The sequence below is a fragment of the Nocardioides stalactiti genome (assembly GCF_014180715.1).
Lineage (GTDB): Bacteria > Actinomycetota > Actinomycetes > Propionibacteriales > Nocardioidaceae > Nocardioides > Nocardioides stalactiti.
The window spans coordinates 23,567-41,187 of sequence record NZ_JACEFC010000007.1; the positions used below are offsets into that span (position 1 = coordinate 23,567).

General features: G+C 70.4%; 14 protein-coding genes. 6 read left to right on the plus strand and 8 right to left on the minus strand.

Features of this window, described 5'->3' with window-relative positions; all coding sequences use genetic code 11:
- Positions 1 to 185 precede the first annotated feature (185 nt).
- Positions 186 to 1,655: a DEAD/DEAH box helicase gene (locus H0487_RS02560; RefSeq protein WP_183092661.1), complete on the plus strand. Its 1,470-nt coding sequence runs from the start codon at positions 186 to 188 to the stop codon at positions 1,653 to 1,655.
- Between the two features lie 9 nt (positions 1,656 to 1,664).
- Here H0487_RS02560 and H0487_RS02565 read toward each other — a convergent pair whose 3' ends face one another.
- Complete coding sequence (locus tag H0487_RS02565) at positions 1,665 to 2,384, minus strand: MerR family transcriptional regulator (RefSeq protein WP_183092662.1); 720 nt, start codon at positions 2,382 to 2,384, stop codon at positions 1,665 to 1,667.
- Between the two features lie 80 nt (positions 2,385 to 2,464).
- Between H0487_RS02565 and H0487_RS02570 the strand changes: the two genes are divergently transcribed.
- From H0487_RS02570 to H0487_RS02580, 3 genes are all read left to right on the plus strand, one after another.
- The gene (locus H0487_RS02570; protein ID WP_183092663.1) at positions 2,465 to 3,676 is read left to right on the plus strand and encodes an acetyl-CoA C-acetyltransferase; all 1,212 of its coding nucleotides are present in this window, start codon (positions 2,465 to 2,467) and stop codon (positions 3,674 to 3,676) included.
- Positions 3,677 to 3,712: 36 nt separating this feature from the next.
- Positions 3,713 to 5,905 (plus strand): 3-hydroxyacyl-CoA dehydrogenase NAD-binding domain-containing protein, encoded by a 2,193-nt coding sequence (locus tag H0487_RS02575; protein ID WP_183092664.1) that lies wholly within the window; start codon positions 3,713 to 3,715, stop codon positions 5,903 to 5,905.
- A gap of 160 nt (positions 5,906 to 6,065) precedes the next feature.
- Positions 6,066 to 7,556, plus strand: coding sequence for a M28 family metallopeptidase (locus H0487_RS02580; RefSeq protein ID WP_183092665.1), 1,491 nt, complete (start codon positions 6,066 to 6,068; stop codon positions 7,554 to 7,556).
- A gap of 97 nt (positions 7,557 to 7,653) precedes the next feature.
- Here H0487_RS02580 and H0487_RS02585 read toward each other — a convergent pair whose 3' ends face one another.
- The 7 genes from H0487_RS02585 to H0487_RS02615 form a co-directional block, all read right to left on the minus strand.
- Entirely contained in the window at positions 7,654 to 9,468 is a 1,815-nt protein-coding gene (locus H0487_RS02585) for a cyclic nucleotide-binding domain-containing protein (RefSeq protein WP_183092666.1), read from the minus strand.
- A 77-nt stretch (positions 9,469 to 9,545) separates the two neighbouring features.
- On the minus strand, positions 9,546 to 10,565 hold the full coding sequence (locus H0487_RS02590) for a DUF4349 domain-containing protein (protein WP_183092667.1): 1,020 nt from the start codon (positions 10,563 to 10,565) through the stop codon (positions 9,546 to 9,548).
- A gap of 35 nt (positions 10,566 to 10,600) precedes the next feature.
- Positions 10,601 to 11,209, minus strand: coding sequence for a hypothetical protein (locus tag H0487_RS02595; RefSeq protein ID WP_183092668.1), 609 nt, complete (start codon positions 11,207 to 11,209; stop codon positions 10,601 to 10,603).
- A gap of 11 nt (positions 11,210 to 11,220) precedes the next feature.
- A complete protein-coding gene (locus H0487_RS02600) occupies positions 11,221 to 12,456 on the minus strand; it encodes a hypothetical protein (protein ID WP_183092669.1) in 1,236 nt (411 codons plus the stop codon).
- On the minus strand, positions 12,456 to 13,214 hold the full coding sequence (locus H0487_RS02605; RefSeq protein ID WP_183092670.1) for an ABC transporter ATP-binding protein: 759 nt from the start codon (positions 13,212 to 13,214) through the stop codon (positions 12,456 to 12,458). The genes H0487_RS02600 and H0487_RS02605 overlap by 1 nt, the downstream gene beginning before the upstream one ends.
- A gap of 28 nt (positions 13,215 to 13,242) precedes the next feature.
- Positions 13,243 to 13,779, minus strand: coding sequence for a hypothetical protein (locus H0487_RS02610; protein ID WP_183092671.1), 537 nt, complete (start codon positions 13,777 to 13,779; stop codon positions 13,243 to 13,245).
- A gap of 81 nt (positions 13,780 to 13,860) precedes the next feature.
- Positions 13,861 to 15,186 (minus strand): aminotransferase class I/II-fold pyridoxal phosphate-dependent enzyme, encoded by a 1,326-nt coding sequence (locus tag H0487_RS02615; RefSeq protein ID WP_183092672.1) that lies wholly within the window; start codon positions 15,184 to 15,186, stop codon positions 13,861 to 13,863.
- A gap of 127 nt (positions 15,187 to 15,313) precedes the next feature.
- Here H0487_RS02615 and H0487_RS02620 point away from each other — a divergent pair, with 127 nt between their 5' ends.
- Positions 15,314 to 16,153 carry a nitrilase-related carbon-nitrogen hydrolase gene (locus tag H0487_RS02620; protein ID WP_446685555.1) on the plus strand — a complete coding sequence of 280 codons (840 nt, stop codon included), beginning with the start codon at positions 15,314 to 15,316 and terminating at the stop codon, positions 16,151 to 16,153.
- A gap of 11 nt (positions 16,154 to 16,164) precedes the next feature.
- Complete coding sequence (gene hydA, locus H0487_RS02625) at positions 16,165 to 17,601, plus strand: dihydropyrimidinase (protein ID WP_183092673.1); 1,437 nt, start codon at positions 16,165 to 16,167, stop codon at positions 17,599 to 17,601.
- The last annotated feature ends 20 nt before the right edge of the window (positions 17,602 to 17,621 follow it).

Below are 17,621 nucleotides of genomic sequence, written 5' to 3' on the forward strand. Positions count from 1 at the left end.
GGGGGCTCCGCCCCCTAATCTGTCCCTATCGGTCCGGCAAGTCTTGCCCCGGGCCCCGCGCGCCAGCCGCGCTCCTCGACCTCGAGGCCCCGCTTCCCCTCCCGCCGCCGGCGGGACAGCACGGCGAGACGCCGACTGGGAGCCCCCCGAACACCTCGGGCGCGGACTCCGGAGAGAACATCTTCGTGACCACGACCTTCGCCGACCTCGGCGTGCCCACTTCCCTCCTCGCCGTCCTCGACGGCGACGGGATCACCATCCCCACCCCGATCCAGGCCGCGACGTTGCCGGACTCGCTGGCCGGCAAGGACCTGCTCGGCCGCGGCCGCACGGGTTCCGGCAAGACCTACGCGTTCGCGCTCCCGGTCGCTGCCCGCCTCGCCGCTGCCGGGGGTCGCGCGGCACCCCGTCGCCCGCGTGCGCTGATCCTCGCGCCGACGCGTGAGCTCGCCAGCCAGATCGAGGACACCGTCAAGCCGCTCGCCAGCGCGGTCGGTCTGCGCACCCACACCATCTTCGGCGGCGTCGGGCAGGGCCCGCAGGTCTCCGCCCTCAAGTCCGGTGTCGACATCCTCATCGCCTGCCCCGGCCGGCTCGAGGACCTGATCGGTCAGGGCCACTGCGACCTCGGCTCGATCGAGATCACCGTGCTCGACGAGGCCGACCACATGGCCGACCTCGGCTTCCTCCCGGCTGTCCGTCGCCTCCTCGGGCAGACGCCGAAGCAGGGCCAGCGGATGCTCTTCTCGGCAACGCTCGACAACGCGATCGACGTGCTGGTGAAGCGGTTCCTGCACCAGCCGGTCGTCCACCAGGCCGACTCGGCGCAGTCGCCGGTCGCGCAGATGGACCACCACGTGCTGCACATCGCCCGTGATCTGCGCCTGCCCGTGCTCGTCGACCTGGCGAGCGCCCCGGGGCGGACCGTGGTGTTCACGCGCACCAAGCACGGCGCCAAGGCGCTCGCTCGCCAGCTCAACAGCAACGGCGTGCCGGCGGTGGACCTGCACGGCAACCTCAGCCAGGGTGCGCGCACCCGCAACATGGACGCGTTCCACAGCGGTCGGGCCACGACCCTCGTCGCCACCGACATCGCCGCCCGCGGCATCCACGTGGACGACGTCGCGCTGGTCGTCCACGCCGACCCGCCGGCCGAGCACAAGGCCTACCTGCACCGCTCCGGCCGCACCGCGCGGGCGGGCGCCGCGGGCACGGTCGTCACCCTGATGACCCAGGACCAGATCGGCGACGTCCGCGCACTGACGCGCGCGGCCGGCATCAAGCCGACCACCACCAAGATCGGCGACGTCGCGCACCCGGTGCTCCAGGAGCTCGCTCCCGGCGAGCGCAGCCTCCCCGGCGGCATCGTCCCGGCGGCGGGCACGGCGCCGTCGCGCCCCCAGGGCAGCGGCGGTGGCGGTACCGGCCGTCGTGGCCGCAAGACGACGGGCCAGCGCTCCGGCGCCGGCGCGACGTCGGGCGGGCAGAAGCGCGGATCGGGCGCTGGTCGCTCGGGTGCGCCGAAGGCGGGCGGTTCGGCCAACGGCGGGCAGCGTCGTCGTACGGGCTCAGGCGGTTCTGGTGGCTCCCGCGGAGCCGGTGGCTCGGGCGGATCGGGCGGCCACAGCGCCGCGTCGTTCTCCGGCCGCCGCTGAGCGGCGGGGTCAGCGCCGGGGGGATCGCGCCGCGCGCGCGACCGCAGCCTCGTAGGCGGTCACCAGACCGCCGACGGAGAGCGGCTTGAGCCGCTCCATGACCTCGCGGAAGTGCTCGGACTGGTCGTCGCCGTAGAGCGGCGCGAGCTTGGCCTGGATGACCTCGTAGAGCTCCTTGGCCATCTGCTCGCCGTGCTCCTGGTAGATCGCGGCCGCCGCGACGCCGACCTCGCGCGGGAAGCCGAGCTCGAGCAGCCGGACCCCGATGGAGAGCTGGTTGCGCGCCACCAGGTAGGTCGACCCGCGCGGCCGCAGCACGCCGAGGGCGTGCAAGGTCGCGACGTCCTCGGCCGAGAGCGTCCGGCCTGCCTTCGTCTCGAGCTTGGCGTGGTCCATCTCGACCGGCAGGTCGGACTGCCACGGCGCGAGCATGGTGCGCGCGAGGGCGATGTCCTCGGGCGTCGCGTCACCGGGGATGCCGGCGACGTAGCGCTCGATCGCGGAGAGGGTGAAGCCGTGGCTCTGGAGCTCGCGGACGAGCTCGAGCCGGGCCACGTGCTCCGCGGTGTAGTAGCCGGACCGGCCGCGCCTCACCGGCGGCGGCACCAGGCCCTTCGTGGTGTAGAAGCGCACCGTCCGGACGCTCATCCCGACCCTGCGGGTGAGCTCGTCCAACGTCAGCTCCGGGACCGGTGTGACCTGCGTCGCACGGACCTCGCCCTTGACCATGACAGTAATAGTGTCACAATCGTCCTCAGCCATCTTTCACGCACGCCTTCCCGCGTGTTTCCCGAATCCCAAGGACGGTCATGGCAGAAGCATTCGTGTACGACCACCTCCGCACTCCGCGCGGCAGGGGCAAGGCGAACGGATCCCTCCACGAGGTGAAGCCGGTCGACCTGGCCGTGGGTCTCCTCAGCGAGCTCGAGGTCCGCAACCCGTCGCTCGACACCAACCAGGTCGACGACGTCATCCTCGGCGTGGTGTCGCCGATCGGCGACCAGGGCGGTGACATCGCCAAGACCGCCGCGCTCGCCGCGGGCTACCCCGAGACGGTCGCCGGCGTCCAGCTCAACCGCTTCTGCGCCTCGGGCCTCGAGGCCGTCAACCAGGCCGCAGGACGCGTCCGCGGTGGCTTCGAGAAGCTGATCGTCGCCGGTGGCGTCGAGTCGATGAGCCGCGTCCCCATGGGCTCCGACGGTGGCGCCTGGGCCGCTGACCCGGCCACCGCCTTCAAGGCGAGCTTCGTCCCGCAGGGCATCGGCGCCGACCTGATCGCCACCCTCGAGGGCTGGAGCCGCGAGGACGTCGACGCGTTCGCCGCCGAGTCGCACCACCGTGCCGCCAAGGCGCAGGCCAACGGCTACTTCGACGGCGCCCTGGTGCCCGTCAAGGACCTCAACGGCGTCACGGTCCTCGACCGCGACGAGACCATCCGCCCGGACACCAGCGTCGAGGGCCTCGCCGGCCTCAAGCCGTCGTTCGCCCAGATGGGCTCCGACGGTGGCTTCGACAACGTGGCGCTCGAGAAGTACCACTGGCTCGAGAAGATCAACCACGTCCACCACGCCGGCAACAGCTCGGGCATCGTGGACGGCGCTGCGCTCACCCTGATCGGCAACGAGCAGGTCGGCAAGGACCTCGGTCTGACCCCGCGCGCCCGGATCATCGCGACCGCCGTGTCCGGTGCCGACCCGATCATCATGCTCACCGGTCCCGCCCCGGCGGCCCGCAAGGCGCTGGCCGTCGCCGGCCTCGAGGTCGGCGACATCGACCTGTTCGAGATCAACGAGGCGTTCGCCGCCGTCGCGATGCGGTTCATGCGGGACATGGGCATCAGCGACGAGATCACCAACGTCAACGGCGGTGCGATCGCCATGGGCCACCCGCTCGGTGCGACCGGCGCGATGATCCTCGGCACCCTCATCGACGAGCTCGAGCGGCGCGACCTGCGCCGTGGCCTCGCCACGCTCTGCGTGGGCGGCGGCATGGGCATCGCCACCATCGTCGAGCGCGTCTGACGCCGGACCTCAAGACAGGACTGAATCGAAACACTCATGAGCACTGACACTCAGACCGCTGTGCGCTACGAGCGGGACGCGGACGGCATCGTCACCCTGACGCTGGACGACCCCAACCAGAGCGCCAACACCATGAACGAGCTCTACCGCGCCTCCATGGAGGCCGCTGTCGAGCGCCTGTACGCCGAGAAGGAGGACGTCACCGGCGTCGTCATCGCCAGCGCGAAGAAGACCTTCTTCGCCGGCGGCGACCTCAAGCTGATGACGCAGGCCACCAAGGACGACGCGATCGACGTGTTCGGCCAGTGCGAGAGCATCAAGGCCGCGCTTCGTCGCCTCGAGCTCTTCCCGAAGCCGGTCGTGGCTGCCATCAACGGCGCCGCCCTCGGCGGTGGCCTGGAGATCTGCCTCGCAGCGAACCACCGGATCGCCGTCGACGACCGCAGCGTCAAGATCGGTCTCCCGGAGGCGAGCCTCGGCCTGCTTCCGGGTGGCGGCGGCGTCACCCGCACCGTCCGGATGTTCGGCATCCAGTCGGCGCTGATGGACTTCCTGCTCCAGGGCCCGCAGTTCGACCCGCAGAAGGCGCAGGCCAAGGGCCTGGTCAACGAGCTTGTCGCCACCCGCGAGGAGCTCGTCCCGGCCGCCAAGGCGTGGATCAAGGCAAACCCCGAGGCCTCCGCCCAGCCGTGGGACGCTCCCGGCTACAAGATGCCTGGTGGCACGCCGAAGTCGCCCGCGCTGGCCGGCTTCCTGCCGGTCTTCCCGGCCCTGCTCCGCAGCCAGGTCAAGGGCGCGGACTACCCGGCGCAGAAGGCGATCCTCTCGGCTGCCGTCGAGGGTGCCAGCGTCGACTTCGACACCGCCTCGCGGATCGAGTCGCGCTACCTCGCCAACCTGGTCGTGAACCAGGGCTCGAAGAACATGATCCAGGCGTTCTTCTTCGACCTGCAGGCGATCAACTCCGGCTCGCTCCGCCCGCAGGGCATCGAGCCGTGGAAGGGCACCAAGGTCGGTGTCCTCGGCGCCGGGATGATGGGCGCGGGCATCGCCTACGTCTGCGCTCGTGCCGGCATGGAGGTCGTCCTCAAGGACGTCGCCCTCGAGAACGCCGAGAAGGGCAAGGCCTACAGCCAGGGCATCAACGAGAAGGCGATCTCGCGCGGCAAGCTCACCGAGGAGAAGTCCGCCGAGCTGCTCGACCGGATCACCCCGACCGCCGACCCGGCCGACCTCGCCGGCTGCGACCTCGTCATCGAGGCCGTCTTCGAGGACCCGGCGCTCAAGGCCAAGGTGTTCGCCGAGATCCTGCCGCACGTCAACCCGGACGCGCTGCTGTGCTCGAACACGTCGACGCTGCCGATCACCGGCCTCGCCGAGGGCATCGAGGACCCGACCAAGCGGCCGAACTTCATCGGCCTGCACTTCTTCTCCCCCGTGGACAAGATGCCGCTGGTCGAGATCATCACCGGCAAGGAGACCTCCGACGAGGCGCTCGCCAAGGCCTACGACCTGGTCCTGCAGATCCGCAAGACGCCGATCGTGGTCAACGACAGCCGGGGCTTCTACACCTCGCGCGTCATCGGCTACATGGTCAACGAGGGCATGGCGATGCTCGCCGAGGGCGTGGCGCCGTACTCGATCGAGCGGGCCACCACCTCGGCCGGCTACCCGGCTCCGGTGCTGCAGCTCTCCGACGAGCTCAACCTCGAGCTGATGGCCAAGATCGCCAAGGCGACCCGCGAGGGCGAGGGTGAGGGCTACGTCGAGCACCCCGGTATCGCGGTGGTCGAGAAGATGCTCGAGGCCGGCCGTGCCGGTCGCCTCCGTGGCGCGGGCTTCTACGACTACGCGGACGGCAAGCGCGGCTCCATCTGGGCCGGTCTCGCCGAGCTGTTCCCCGTGGCCGCCGAGCAGCCCGACATCCAGGACATCCGGGACCGGATGCTCTTCGCCGAGGCGCTCGAGACCGCGAAGTGCTTCGAGGAGGGCGTCATCACCTCGGCGGCCGCCGCGAACATCGGCTCGATCATGGGCATCGGCTTCCCGCCGAACACCGGTGGCGCCGCCCAGTTCATGACCGGATACGAGAACAAGGCGACCGGCGAGATCGGTCTTGGCGCGTTCCTCGCACGGGCCGACGAGCTGGCCGCGAAGTACGGCGACCGCTTCCAGGCCACCGCCTGGCTGCGTGACCTCGCCGCCTCGGGCGGGTCCTTCCCCGCCTGATCCAGCAACACACCGAGGGTCCGTCGCGCGAGCGGCGGGCCCTCGGTCGTTCCGGCGGAAGATCTGCGCCCCGGCTGTTCCTTTCCGACAGGATCGTGCCTAAGGTCGACGGCTAACGGGCGACTCCGGGTGTCGCCCCGCTGTGGAAGCGAGAACGCTCATGCGACGGATTTTCGGGACGTCGGCAGCCATCGGACTGGTCGTGGTCGGCCTGTCCACGGCGGCATCACCTCCGGTGCAGGCAGGACCGGGTGACAAGGCGGGGTGCGACAGCCGGACCAACGGCTCGGTCGGCAAGCTCCTCGAGTGCGTGACGCTCAAGGGTGTCCTGGAGCACGAGCAGGCCTTCGCCGACATCGCCGCGGCGAACGGCGGGACCCGTGCTGCGGGCAGCCCCGGCTACGACGCCTCCGCCGACTACGTCGAGTCGCGGCTGGAGCGGGCCGGCTACGTCGTGACCCGCCAGTCCTTCGACGTCTACAGCTTCGAGGAGGTCGGCACCTCCGAGCTCGAGCAGGTCAGTCCGTCGGCGGTGGCCTACACCGAGGGGGTGGACTTCGCTGCGACCCCGCACTCCGAGCGCGGTGACGTGACCGCCGACGTGACGCCGGTCGACGTCGCGCTCGGACTCGGCAACGCCTCCACCAGCGGCTGCGAGGCGGCCGACTTCGCCGGCTTCCCCGCCGGCGACATCGCGCTGATCCAGCGCGGGGTGTGCACCTTCGAGATCAAGGCCGAGAACGCTGCCGCCGCCGGAGCGGTCGGCGTGGTGTTCTTCAACCAGGGCAACACCGCCGACGCGGCCCGTCAGGGCATCCCCGCGGTGACCCTCGGCAACGGATACACCGGCGGTCTCCCCGCCGTGAGCACGACGTACGCGCTCGGCGCCGACCTGGCGCAGACGCCGGGCCTGTCGATGCGCCTGTTCGCCAACGTGAGCCGGGTCCGGACGACGACGGAGAACGTGGTCGCCGAGACGCGCGGCGGTGACCCGCGCAACGTGGTCATGGCCGGTGCCCACCTCGACTCGGTGCCCGAAGGCCCCGGCATCAACGACAACGGGTCCGGCTCGGCCGCCCTCATCGAGGTCGCCGAGCAGATCGCGAAGGTCAAGCTGCCGCACCAGGTGCGCTTCGCGTGGTGGGGTGCCGAGGAGGCCGGTCTCGTCGGTTCGACGCACTACGTCACCAGCCTCACCGCGGCGCAGCGGGCCGACATCGAGCTCTACCTCAACTTCGACATGATCGGGTCGCCCAACTACGGGCTGTTCATCTACGACGGCGACGGCTCCGGGTTCGGGCTGACCGGTCCGGCCGGCTCCGACGACATCGAGGGGCTGTTCGAGCGTTACTACGCCGAGCGCGGCATCCCCTCGGAGCCGACCGCGTTCACCGGCCGGTCCGACTACCAGGCCTTCATCAACAACGGCATCCCGTCCGGCGGCCTGTTCACCGGGGCCGAGGGCGTCAAGACCCCGGCGCAGGCCGCGAAGTGGGGCGGGACCGCGGGCGAGGCCTACGACCCCTGCTACCACTCGGCGTGCGACGGCATCGACAACCTGAGCCACGAGGCGCTCGCGATCAATGCCGACGCCGTCGCCTACGCGGTGTTCCTCTACGCCTCCGGCCGTGAGGTCATCAACGCCGGGTGATCACCCCGTCCTCCGGCCTCGGTGGACGTGACCGCCGCGGGGGCGTCGAGCCTCCGCGGCGGCGGCGCCCGTCCTGCGTCCCGGGGGCGTCTGCGCCCTATCCGAAGAAGTTGCGAAAGATCCGGTCCCGCAGGCCCAGCGGAGCTTCCCGGTCGAGCTCCGCGATCCGGAGACGTCGCCTGGCCAGCCGCTCGTCCATGATCCGGGCGAGCTCCTCCAACCATTCGGGATGCGCCAGCAGCAGGGGTTCGTAGTGCTGCCGGTCGATCTCGTACACGACGGCCTCCTCGACCGACCGCACGGTCGCGGCCCGCGATTCGCCGGTGAGGAGAGCCATCTCGCCCACGACCTCGCCCGGCCCCATCGTCTCGACCAGCCAGTCGGTCCCGTCGTCCTTGCGCAGGCGCACCTCCACGGCACCCTCCCCCACCAGGAACAACGAGGCGCCCTCGCTGCCCTGGACGACGAGGCGCTCCGTGGGTCCGAGCAGCAGGGGCCGTGCGACGAGAGCGAGGGTGCGGACCTCCTCGGCGGTCATCATCGCGAAGATCGGCACCGCGGCCAGGAGTCGCTCGATCTCCTCGGTGGTCGGGACCGGCGCGACCGCAGGCTCGGTGACAGCGAGGTCGGGACCCAGACCGTCGTGGCGCTGGAGCAGCCGCACGCGGGGTGGGTCGTGCACCAACGCCGCCAGCAGGCTGGCCCCGATCGGCACGCACTCCTCGCCGGAGTAGTCGATCAGGCCCACCTGCCGTGCCCACGACGCCACCGCGTTCATCGAGGCCCGGTACTCGTTGCCGGCCGTCGGGTAGACCCCCTGCTGACCGGCGACGCCAAGTCGCTGCCACAGCACGAGGTCACGAGCCGGCTGCGGCAGGAACCCCAGCTCGGGGAAGGCGGAGGCGGCCTGTCGGAGGACGGCGCGCTCGGCGTCACGGAACACCCGCTGCCAGGTCTCCTGAGCGTCGTGCCCGTTGTGCCCGGCCAAGGCCATCGCATGCTTCAGGTCCTCGTGGTGGGCGTGGAGGAAGTGCAGCGTCGCGTCCCGCTTGCGCAGCAGGTTGAGCACCGACACCGGCCCCAACCGCGGGCTCCCGAACCGGGGGAGCGACATCGAGCGCCGTTCCCAGACCTCGCGCCAGGCGTCGGGTCGGATCCGTCGGCGGATCTCGGCGAACGCCTCGTCGTGCTCGTACGCCGCGCGCTCTGCGGGTTCGAGGAGGTCGACGACGTCGCGGACCGCCTCGGCGATGCCGAGACAGGTGAGCAGCTCGAGATAGACGCCGACACGCAGGAGCCAGGCCGGATCGCTCAGGTGGCGTTCCTTGTCCACGATGTCGGCGACGAGCGCCGCGGTGTACAGGGCGGCCTTGTCGCCGCCGATCCGCAGGACGGGGTACCAGGGGTGGTAGGCGACCCCGGGATCCGGCACGCCTGCCCGCGCTGCCTGGCCCGTGGTGTCGGCGGTCAGCACGCGGTCGATGACCCGGCGGTAGAGACTGCCGAGCTGACGGAGGTCACAGACGTCGAGCTCGGCCGTGTCGACGGCGACGACCTCGCCGTGATGGACCGCGCGCACCTCGACCTGCAGCCGCGACATGAGTCCGCCCGCGACCCCGAGGTCGAGCGCGGCGAGGTCGTGCTCGGGCCAGAGCTCGACCCGCTGGCGCGGGTCGTCGGTGACGGGGACACGACGGTGCTCCCAGCCCGGCAACGCCGTTCCGTCGACCGTGATCCCTGCCTCGAGCGCCGCGCCCTCCGGTAGCTCGGAGACCTCCACCAGGAGGACGGCGCAGTTGACCCGGTCCTCGCCGGTGACGAACGCCGCGCGGTCGCTCGCGCCGAGGCCGGGGCGGGTCTCCTCGTCGGTCGGTCGTAGTCCCGGGACGAACGGGACGATGCGCAGGCGCATCTGCGCACTATGGCAGCAAACTGCGTCGGCTTCCGGCCGTCGGAGCCACCGAGGACCCCGGGTGTGGGCGCGAGCGATCAGGCGTCGGCGGCGGTGGTCCCGGTCGGGCGGCGGAAGCGACGGACGAGGATCAGGAGCGGGCCACCGACGAGGAGGAGGACGCCGGCGAAGGGGAGGACCCGACCCGACAGGGTGAGGACGTCGGTACCGAAGGACTTGAACGACTTCCAGCCGTCCTCGAGCCCGGCCACGAAGCCGACCTCCTCCTTCTCCTTCTCCTTCGGCTCCTCCTTCTCCTTCTTCTTCGGGGGGAGCGCGACGTTGACGGTGATCGTCGACATCGACGTCTGGTTGCTCAGGTAGTCGAGGCGCTGCACGAGGGAGTCGAGGTTGGCTTGGCGCCGGGTGAGCTGGCCCTCGATCCGGATGATGTCGCTGATCGACTGCGCCCGGTCGAGCAGCGCCTCGACCCGGGCGAGGCTGCGGCGCTGGGCACGGATCCGGACCTTGGTGTCGATGACCTGGGTCGTCACGTCCTCGGCCCCGGTGTTGGACGAGATCAGGTCGCCGGCGTCCTCGAGCTCGGCGATCGCGTCGGTGAAGCCGCCGACGGGGATCCGGAGCAGGAGCCGCGCGGTCCGCAGGTCGCCCTCGTCGTTGGTGGTCGTCTCGCGCTCGGTGATCTCGCCGCCGAGCTCGTCGGTGATCCGCACGACCTTGGTGATGGTGAGCTCGACATCGTCGCTCTCCAGGGAGACGTTGCCCTTGGCGATGATCTTGCGGTCGGTGCTGCCGTCGTCGGGCCGGGACTCGGGGGACTCGCCGTACAACGCCGTGCCGGCCAGGTCCATGCCGTCGACGACGCGGTTCTCCGTCTCCCCGAAGGACATGCTCTCGTCGGCCATGCCGCGCTCCATCGCGTCGCGGTCGGCGGGCATCTCGGCGGGCGCGTCGCCCCTGCTGAGGTCGCTGAAGCCGGCGGTGGACCCCGAGTCGTCGGAGTCCCCGCCCCCGGACGCGCACCCGGAGGCGGCGAGGCCGATGGCGAGGAGCGCCAGGAGGACACGGGACGGACGACGGCGCGCGACAGGCTTCATGAACGTACGACGGCACGCCCGCCGGGTCGGTTCCCTCAGTCGCGATCGATCCGGGGAGGGACGAGCACGAACACGGCGAGTCCGACGACCGCCACCACCAGCTCCGAGACGAGGGAGGCTGAAGCCGGTTCGACCAGCCACGCCCACGAGCGCACCCGTGCAGGCCCCTCGGTGCTCGGCCGATAGCCGAACGCGAGCCCTGAGACGACATAGAGCAGCGGGAGGGACAGGGAGGCGAAGCTGCCAAGAGGAGCGAGGCCGAGCGCCAGCCCGACGAGCGCAGCGGCTGTCCCGAGACAAGGGGTGACGGATGGGGGGTCTGTCACCAGCTGTGGGGCGAGGGCAGCCGTTCCACCGGCGAGCAGGGTGACGGCGCCGACCGCGACGGCGCGCGCTCCGCGCATGTTCGCGGCGGACAGCCGCTCCGCTTCGGGTAGCACGGGCCGGAGGAGGAGCACCACGATCGACGCGAGCATCGTGGCGACCAGTAGTGGGGTGGGGGTCGGAGGGATCGTCGGGTCCGGCGCGATGCTGGGCACCGTGTGACCGGTGCTGGCCATGAGGACCGTGAGCGCTGCGAGCAGTGCCACGACCGCCCACGGTCGCAGCCGCGTGAGGTGCACCACGACCCGTGCGAGCTCCATCCATCGGCACATCAGGTGTTGTCGCATCGACGCAGTTCCGCCATCACCGCGATGATCCGTGCGGCCTGATGGGCCGGGGGCAGCCGGGCGAGGTCGGGTGCGAGCTCCTTCAGCGCTCGCGCGGACAGCTCGCCGTCGACGAACCGGATCCAGGTGGAGACGGTCGAGCTCCTGTCGAGCAGCCCGACGGGCACCTCCTCGCCGAACATCGCGTCACACCAGATCGGCGTGCTCAAGGTGGCGGCGAGGTCGCCGGTGTCGATCGTCTGGTCGCGCAGGATCTCCTCCCTGAGCTGGAGCACCCCCGTCCCGGGCTCGGAGTCGACGGAGCCGTCCTGGACGAACCGGGAAGGGAATGTCGACCGCGGGACGCCACGGGAGTCGGCCTCGCGCAGGAACCCGGTGATGCGGTTCTCGAGCACGGGAAGCAGCCGGTCGTAGCCGGGATACACGCAGACCTCGACGTCGCCCCACAGGCACCGGTCGGGTCCCCTCGCCGTGGCGACGTTCTTCTCGGTGCTGCCTAGGTGGGACGTCGTCAGGTAGACCGCGAGAGCGATCGTGATCCCAGCGCCTACCACCCCTCGCGGCGGTGATGCAAGACTCAGCGGGACGCTGAGTGCGAGTGTGACAACGAGCAAGGTCGCTACGTTCTGAGCGAAGTACGCCGTCGCGGGGGTCGACCCGGCTGCTGGTCCGGCGAGCCCGTCGAGCTCGAGGAGGTACTGGCCCTCGCCGACGTGCCAGAACAACATCAAGCCGATGACGGCCACGCCGCCGAAGGCCGCGTACGGCGAGTCGAGGAACCGCCCCATCAGAAGCCCGACGGCCGCTGCCATGCAGAGCATCATCAGGTGCGACCCGATCAACCACGCCGTCCGCGGGTCGACAGCCCCGTCGTTGGACCATGTCGCTCGGACCACGGCGGCGAGGCCCACCCCGTACAGCGCGACAGACGTGCCTAGTGGCGCAGCGACGAGGGTCGTCACGACGCGCAGTCGGGAAACGGGAACGCGCTCGGTCAGGGCGCGATAGCCCCCCGAAGTAGACCCGCTGTCCCAACCGGTGACGAAGGCGGTGATCAGCATCAGCACCGGAACTGTCTGGCCGAGATGGTTGTAGCCCCAGATCCAATCGCCGCTCCACAGGGCGATGTTCGACAGGACGGCGTAGGCGACCACGGCCGCGATCGGAGCGGCTGCGAACGAGGCGCGCGACGATGCCACCAGGTACCGCGTTCGAGCCATCACGCCTGCTCCTGCCCGAGCAGGTGGAACAACCCGCGCTCGAGGTCCGTCCCGCCGATGTCGTCAGCTCGCGCCAGAGCGCGCAGGTCGTCAGGTGACCCGCTGAAGATGAGACGGCCCTGCTCGAGCGCCAGCACCTGTGCGTCGGCGGCGCCGCCCACGTCCTCGATCAGGTGCGTGCTGACCAGAACCGCGCGGTCTGCCGCCAACGTGTCGATGATGCGCCGGAGGGTCACTCGCTGCACCGGGTCCAGGCCGACGCTCGGCTCGTCCAGGATCAGCACCGTAGGGCTATGGACCAGAGCCATTGCGATGGAGACGCGTTGACGCTCGCCTCCGGACAGGGTGCCGACCCGTCGGCGCTGGAGGTGGTCGCCCCCCAGCCCCGCCAGGGCAGCCTCCACCGCGGTTGCGGTCCGTCGAGCGGGCATCGCCTTGAGCCAGGCGGCGTAGGCGACGACGTCGCGGACCCGGGCCCCTGCAGGCACGCCCGCGGCTTGCGCGACATAACCCACCTGGCGTGCGACGATCCGCCGCTCGGACGAACGGGCCCCCGATTGGTCAAGGATCCGCACCTCTCCGGAACGCGCCGACTCCAGGCCGACCAGCGCGCGCAGCAGGGTGGTCTTCCCTGCGCCGTTGCGTCCGACCAGCGTGGTGACGCCCCGTCCGAGCGCGACCTCGACTGGGCCCAACGTGAACCCCCCTCGTCGAACCACGAGGTCCCTGCACCAGATCTGCGTGTTGTCGTCGTCCATGGTCGCGCCCCGGGATCCGCGAGCCGCCTCAGTACCGGTTGCCCTTGGTGTAGGTCGAGCCGGAATGGGTGTCGGCGCCCCAGTTGGACTCGCTCACGCGCATGCGGGCCCGGGCGTAGTCGGCGTCTGGGTTGACGCTGGTCGAGGCGTAGAACTCCGAGGACCAGTAGTCCTTGCCCCACGTCTCCTTGTCGAAGTCGGAGAACTGGCTCTTCCACGTGTACCACTTGGAGTCGCACGAGGTGTAGCCCGGCTGGATGCAGTAGCCCGCGTTGGTCTGGGTGAAGAGCTCGAAGTAGACGTTGTGCCCGTTGTCGTCGAGGTCCTTGAGGTAGCCGTAGGCCTGGGAGCGGGTGCCGTTGACGGTCGTCCCGATCTTCCAGGAGCCGTAGCCGGCGGCCTTCTTGTCGCCGTCGTCGGATGCGGTCAGGGGCTCATTCCCGGAGTTCCAGTAGTAGAGCGTGGCGTAGGCAGGAGAGCTCACGAGGAGCACGGCGAGCACGGCGCTGACGAGCGCGATGAGGACACGGAACGAACCGTGCTGGCGAGATGACGAAACAGGCACAACGACCCCCGAGATGCGATTGGATGTCCCTTTCAGGACCGGACCTCGAAGGTAAAGGGAGAGTAAAGAAACTTCAACCGGTCATGCACAGGCCGCCGCGGCGGCCAGGGCGGCGGCCACGTCGGGGGCGTCGTCGGGGGAGACCAGCCCGGACGTGACGCGGAGGAACGACGCCTCGCCGTCGGCCAGGAACGGGGTGCCGCCGGCGACGCGGATCCCGGACGCCGAGAGGTGCACCAGCGCAGCACGCTCGTCGCGGACGGGGAGCCACAGGTTGATCCCGTCGGGGACGGCGGCGTCGACACCGTGCGCGGCGAGGGCCGTGACGAGGGTGCGCTGGCGAGCCATGTACTGCCGACGGGCCTCGCTCACCTCGTCCAGCGAGGCGGACGACGTGAGCAGGTCGAGCAGGATCGTCTGCACCATCCGTGAGGTCCAGGCGGGCCCGAGCATGCGGCGCGCCACGATCCGGTCGACGATCGCCGACGGCCCGCCGAGCGCGGCGATCCGGAGGTCGGGGCCATGCGACTTGGAGTACGACCGGACGTGGACGACGTGGTCGGGGAGCCAGGTCCCGAGGCTGACGTCCGGCGCGACCGAGATGCCGGAGGAGTGGTCGTCCTCGATGATCCACGGCATCGACTCGCGGCGCCGCCGCAGCACCCGGACCAGCTGCTCGGCGCGGGCGACGGTCGTCGAGACCCCGGTGGGGTTGTGCGCGCGTGGCTGGAGCACGACCGCGACGGGGCGCGCGTCGAGCGCGCGCCGCAGCGAGTCCGGCGTGACGCCGGCGGCGTCCAGCGACACCGGGACGACCTCGGCGCCGAGCGCCTCGACGAGGTCGAAGAACGGGGGGAAGCCCGGGGACTCGAGCACCACGCGGTCGCCGTAGGAGACCACCTGCTCGAGCATCCGGGTCACACCGTCGGTCGCGCCGTCGACGACGGTGAGGGCCTCGGTCGGGTAGGGCCAGGACGCCAGCAGCACGTCGCGCAGGTCGGGAAGGACCGGCTCCTCCTGGTAGGCCAGGACACCGGCGCGCTGCGACACCCGGTGCAGCGCCGGGCCGAGGTCCGGGAGCAGGGTCGGGTCGGGCGTCCCGCGCGACAGGTCCAGCCGGAGGCCGTCGGGGCCCGCGCCGACCAGACCGCGCTGGCGCGGTGAGAGCCAGGGAGTGGGCGAGTCGCGGACGAACGTCCCGGACCGGCCGCGGGACACGACCAGGCCCGTACGGCGGAGTGCCTGCCAGGCCGCGGAGACCGTCGCGGGCGAGACGCCGAGCTCGGCGGCGATGTCGCGGACCGTCGGCAGCCGGTCGCCGGGTGCGGGCTCGCCGGCCCGGATCGCGCGACTGAACGCGCCGGCGATGCCGTGCGGTGTTCGGTCGCTGATGGCCGCCAATTCCATGTCCAACCCTTGACAAGAGCGAAATCGGAGCGAAATGTTCAACCAGGACGATAACAGAACTCGATCCGTTCGGACCGTCCTCGATCCTTTATCCGTTCCCCCTGCGGAGGTGGACCTCTTGACCATCGTGCGTGCCGCGATCAGCCAGACGACCTGGACCGGCGACAAGGAGTCGATGCTCGACAAGCACGAGCAGTTCGCTCGCGACGCTGCCGCCCAGGGCGCGCAGGTGATGTCGTTCCAGGAGCTGTTCTACGGCCCCTACTTCGGCATCACCCAGGACCAGAAGTACTACCGCTACGCCGAGCCGGCCGACGGCCCGATCGTGCAGCGCTTCGCGGCCCTCGCCAAGGAGCTCGGTCTGGTGCTCGTCCTCCCGATCTACGAGGAGGAGCAGACCGGCGTCTACTACAACACCACGGTGACCGTCGACGCCGACGGCACGGTGCTCGGGAAGTACCGCAAGCACCACATCCCGCACCTCGACCGGTTCTGGGAGAAGTTCTACTTCCGCCCCGGCAACCTCGGCTACCCGGTGTTCGACACCGCGGTCGGCAAGGTCGGCACCTACATCTGCTACGACCGGCACTTCCCCGAGGGCTGGCGCGAGCTGGGCCTCAACGGTGCGCACATCGTGTTCAACCCCAACGCCACCAAGCCGGGCCTCAGCAACCGGTTGTGGGAGGTCGAGGGGCCGTGCGCCGCGGTCGCCAACGGCTACTTCGTGCTCCAGCCCAACCGGGTCGGCCGCGAGGACAACGAGTACGGCGAGCTCGCGGTCGACTTCTACGGCACCAGCCAGGTGATCGACCCCCGCGGCAACTTCGTCGGCGAGCGCGGCTCCGCGACCGACGAGGAGGTGTTGGTCCGCGACCTCGACATGGACCTGGTCCAGCAGATGCGCGACGACTGGCAGTTCTACCGCGACCGTCGGCCCGACTCCTACACCGCGACCGCCCGACCCTGACAGGAGCAGCGATGACCATCCTCATCAAGGGCGGGACCGTCGTCAGCTCGACGGGTCGCACGGTGGCCGACGTCCTCGTCGACGGCGAGTCGGTCGTCGCGGTCCTCGCGCCCGGCTCGACGCTGCTGGGCCATGACCTCGCGGCCTCGGTCGAGACGGTGATCGACGCGACCGGGAAGTACGTCATCCCGGGCGGGATCGACGCCCACACCCACATGCAGCTGCCGTTCGGCGGGACCGAGGCCTCCGACACCTTCGAGACCGGCACGATCGCGGCGGCCTGGGGCGGCACCACGTCGATCATCGACTTCGCCGTCCAGAAGGCGGGCGAGCGGGTCGAGGACGGGCTGGCCGCCTGGCACGACAAGGCACGCGGCAACTGCGCGGTCGACTACGGCTTCCACCAGATCATCGGCGGCGTCGACGAGCAGTCGCTCAAGGCGATGGAGACCCTCGTCGACGAGGGCATCACGTCCTACAAGATGTTCATGGCCTATCCGGGCGTCTTCTACGCGACCGACGACCAGATCCTGCGGGCGATGCAGAAGGCCCGTGAGCTCGGGCTGATGACGATGATGCACGCCGAGAACGGGCCGGTCATCGACGTGCTCGCCGAGCAGCTCTACAACGCCGGCAAGACCACGCCGTACTTCCACGGCATCGCCCGTGCCTGGCAGATGGAGGAGGAGGCCACTCACCGCGCGATCATGCTGGCCCACCTCACGGACGCACCTCTCTACGTCGTCCACGTGAGCGCCAAGCAGGCCGTGGAGCAGCTCGCGGCCGCGCGCGACCGTGGCCAGAACGTCTTCGGGGAGACCTGTCCGCAGTACCTCTACCTCTCGCTCGAGGAGCAGTTGGGCGCGACGGGCGATCCGACCTGGGGCGACTTCGAGGGCGCCAAGTGGGTCTGCTCGACGCCGCTGCGCTCCCGGGCCGAGGGCCACCAGGACGCGATGTGGCAGGGGCTGCGCACCAACGACCTGCAGATGGTGTCGACCGACCACTGCCCGTTCTGCATGAAGGACCAGAAGGAGCTCGGCCGCGGCGACTTCCGAGCGATCCCCAACGGCATCGGCTCGATCGAGCACCGGATGGACCTGCTCTACCAAGGCGTGGTCACCGGCCAGATCAGCCTCGAGCGCTGGGTCGAGCTCACCTCGACCACGCCGGCGCGGATGTTCGGCCTGTACGGCAAGAAGGGCGTCATCGCGCCCGGCGCCGACGCGGACATCGTGGTCTACGACCCCGCTGGTCACACCTCGATCGGCGTCGGCAAGACGCACCACATGGCGATGGACCACTCGGCCTGGGAGGGCTACGAGATCGACGGCCACGTCGACGTCGTCATCAGCCGCGGCTCGGTGCTCGTCTCCGACGGGGCGTTCCACGGCCGCGCCGGCCACGGGCAGTACCTCAAGCGTGGCCTGACCCAGTACCTGGTCTGACCCTTCGACAAGCTCAGGGA

Excerpts from the sequence above, each read along its gene's own strand:
- H0487_RS02575 (WP_183092664.1), top strand. The coding sequence starts at position 3,713 with ATGAGCACTGACACTCAGACCGCTGTGCGCTACGAGCGGGACGCGGAC.
- hydA (WP_183092673.1), top strand. The coding sequence starts at position 16,165 with ATGACCATCCTCATCAAGGGCGGGACCGTCGTCAGCTCGACGGGTCGC.
- H0487_RS02585 (WP_183092666.1), bottom strand. The coding sequence starts at position 9,468 with ATGCGCCTGCGCATCGTCCCGTTCGTCCCGGGACTACGACCGACCGAC.
- H0487_RS02580 (WP_183092665.1), top strand. The coding sequence starts at position 6,066 with ATGCGACGGATTTTCGGGACGTCGGCAGCCATCGGACTGGTCGTGGTC.
- H0487_RS02615 (WP_183092672.1), bottom strand. The coding sequence starts at position 15,186 with ATGGAATTGGCGGCCATCAGCGACCGAACACCGCACGGCATCGCCGGC.
- H0487_RS02605 (WP_183092670.1), bottom strand. The coding sequence starts at position 13,214 with ATGGACGACGACAACACGCAGATCTGGTGCAGGGACCTCGTGGTTCGA.
- H0487_RS02590 (WP_183092667.1), bottom strand. The coding sequence starts at position 10,565 with ATGAAGCCTGTCGCGCGCCGTCGTCCGTCCCGTGTCCTCCTGGCGCTC.
- H0487_RS02565 (WP_183092662.1), bottom strand. The coding sequence starts at position 2,384 with ATGGTCAAGGGCGAGGTCCGTGCGACGCAGGTCACACCGGTCCCGGAG.
- H0487_RS02600 (WP_183092669.1), bottom strand. The coding sequence starts at position 12,456 with ATGGCTCGAACGCGGTACCTGGTGGCATCGTCGCGCGCCTCGTTCGCA.
- H0487_RS02595 (WP_183092668.1), bottom strand. The coding sequence starts at position 11,209 with ATGGAGCTCGCACGGGTCGTGGTGCACCTCACGCGGCTGCGACCGTGG.
- H0487_RS02570 (WP_183092663.1), top strand. The coding sequence starts at position 2,465 with ATGGCAGAAGCATTCGTGTACGACCACCTCCGCACTCCGCGCGGCAGG.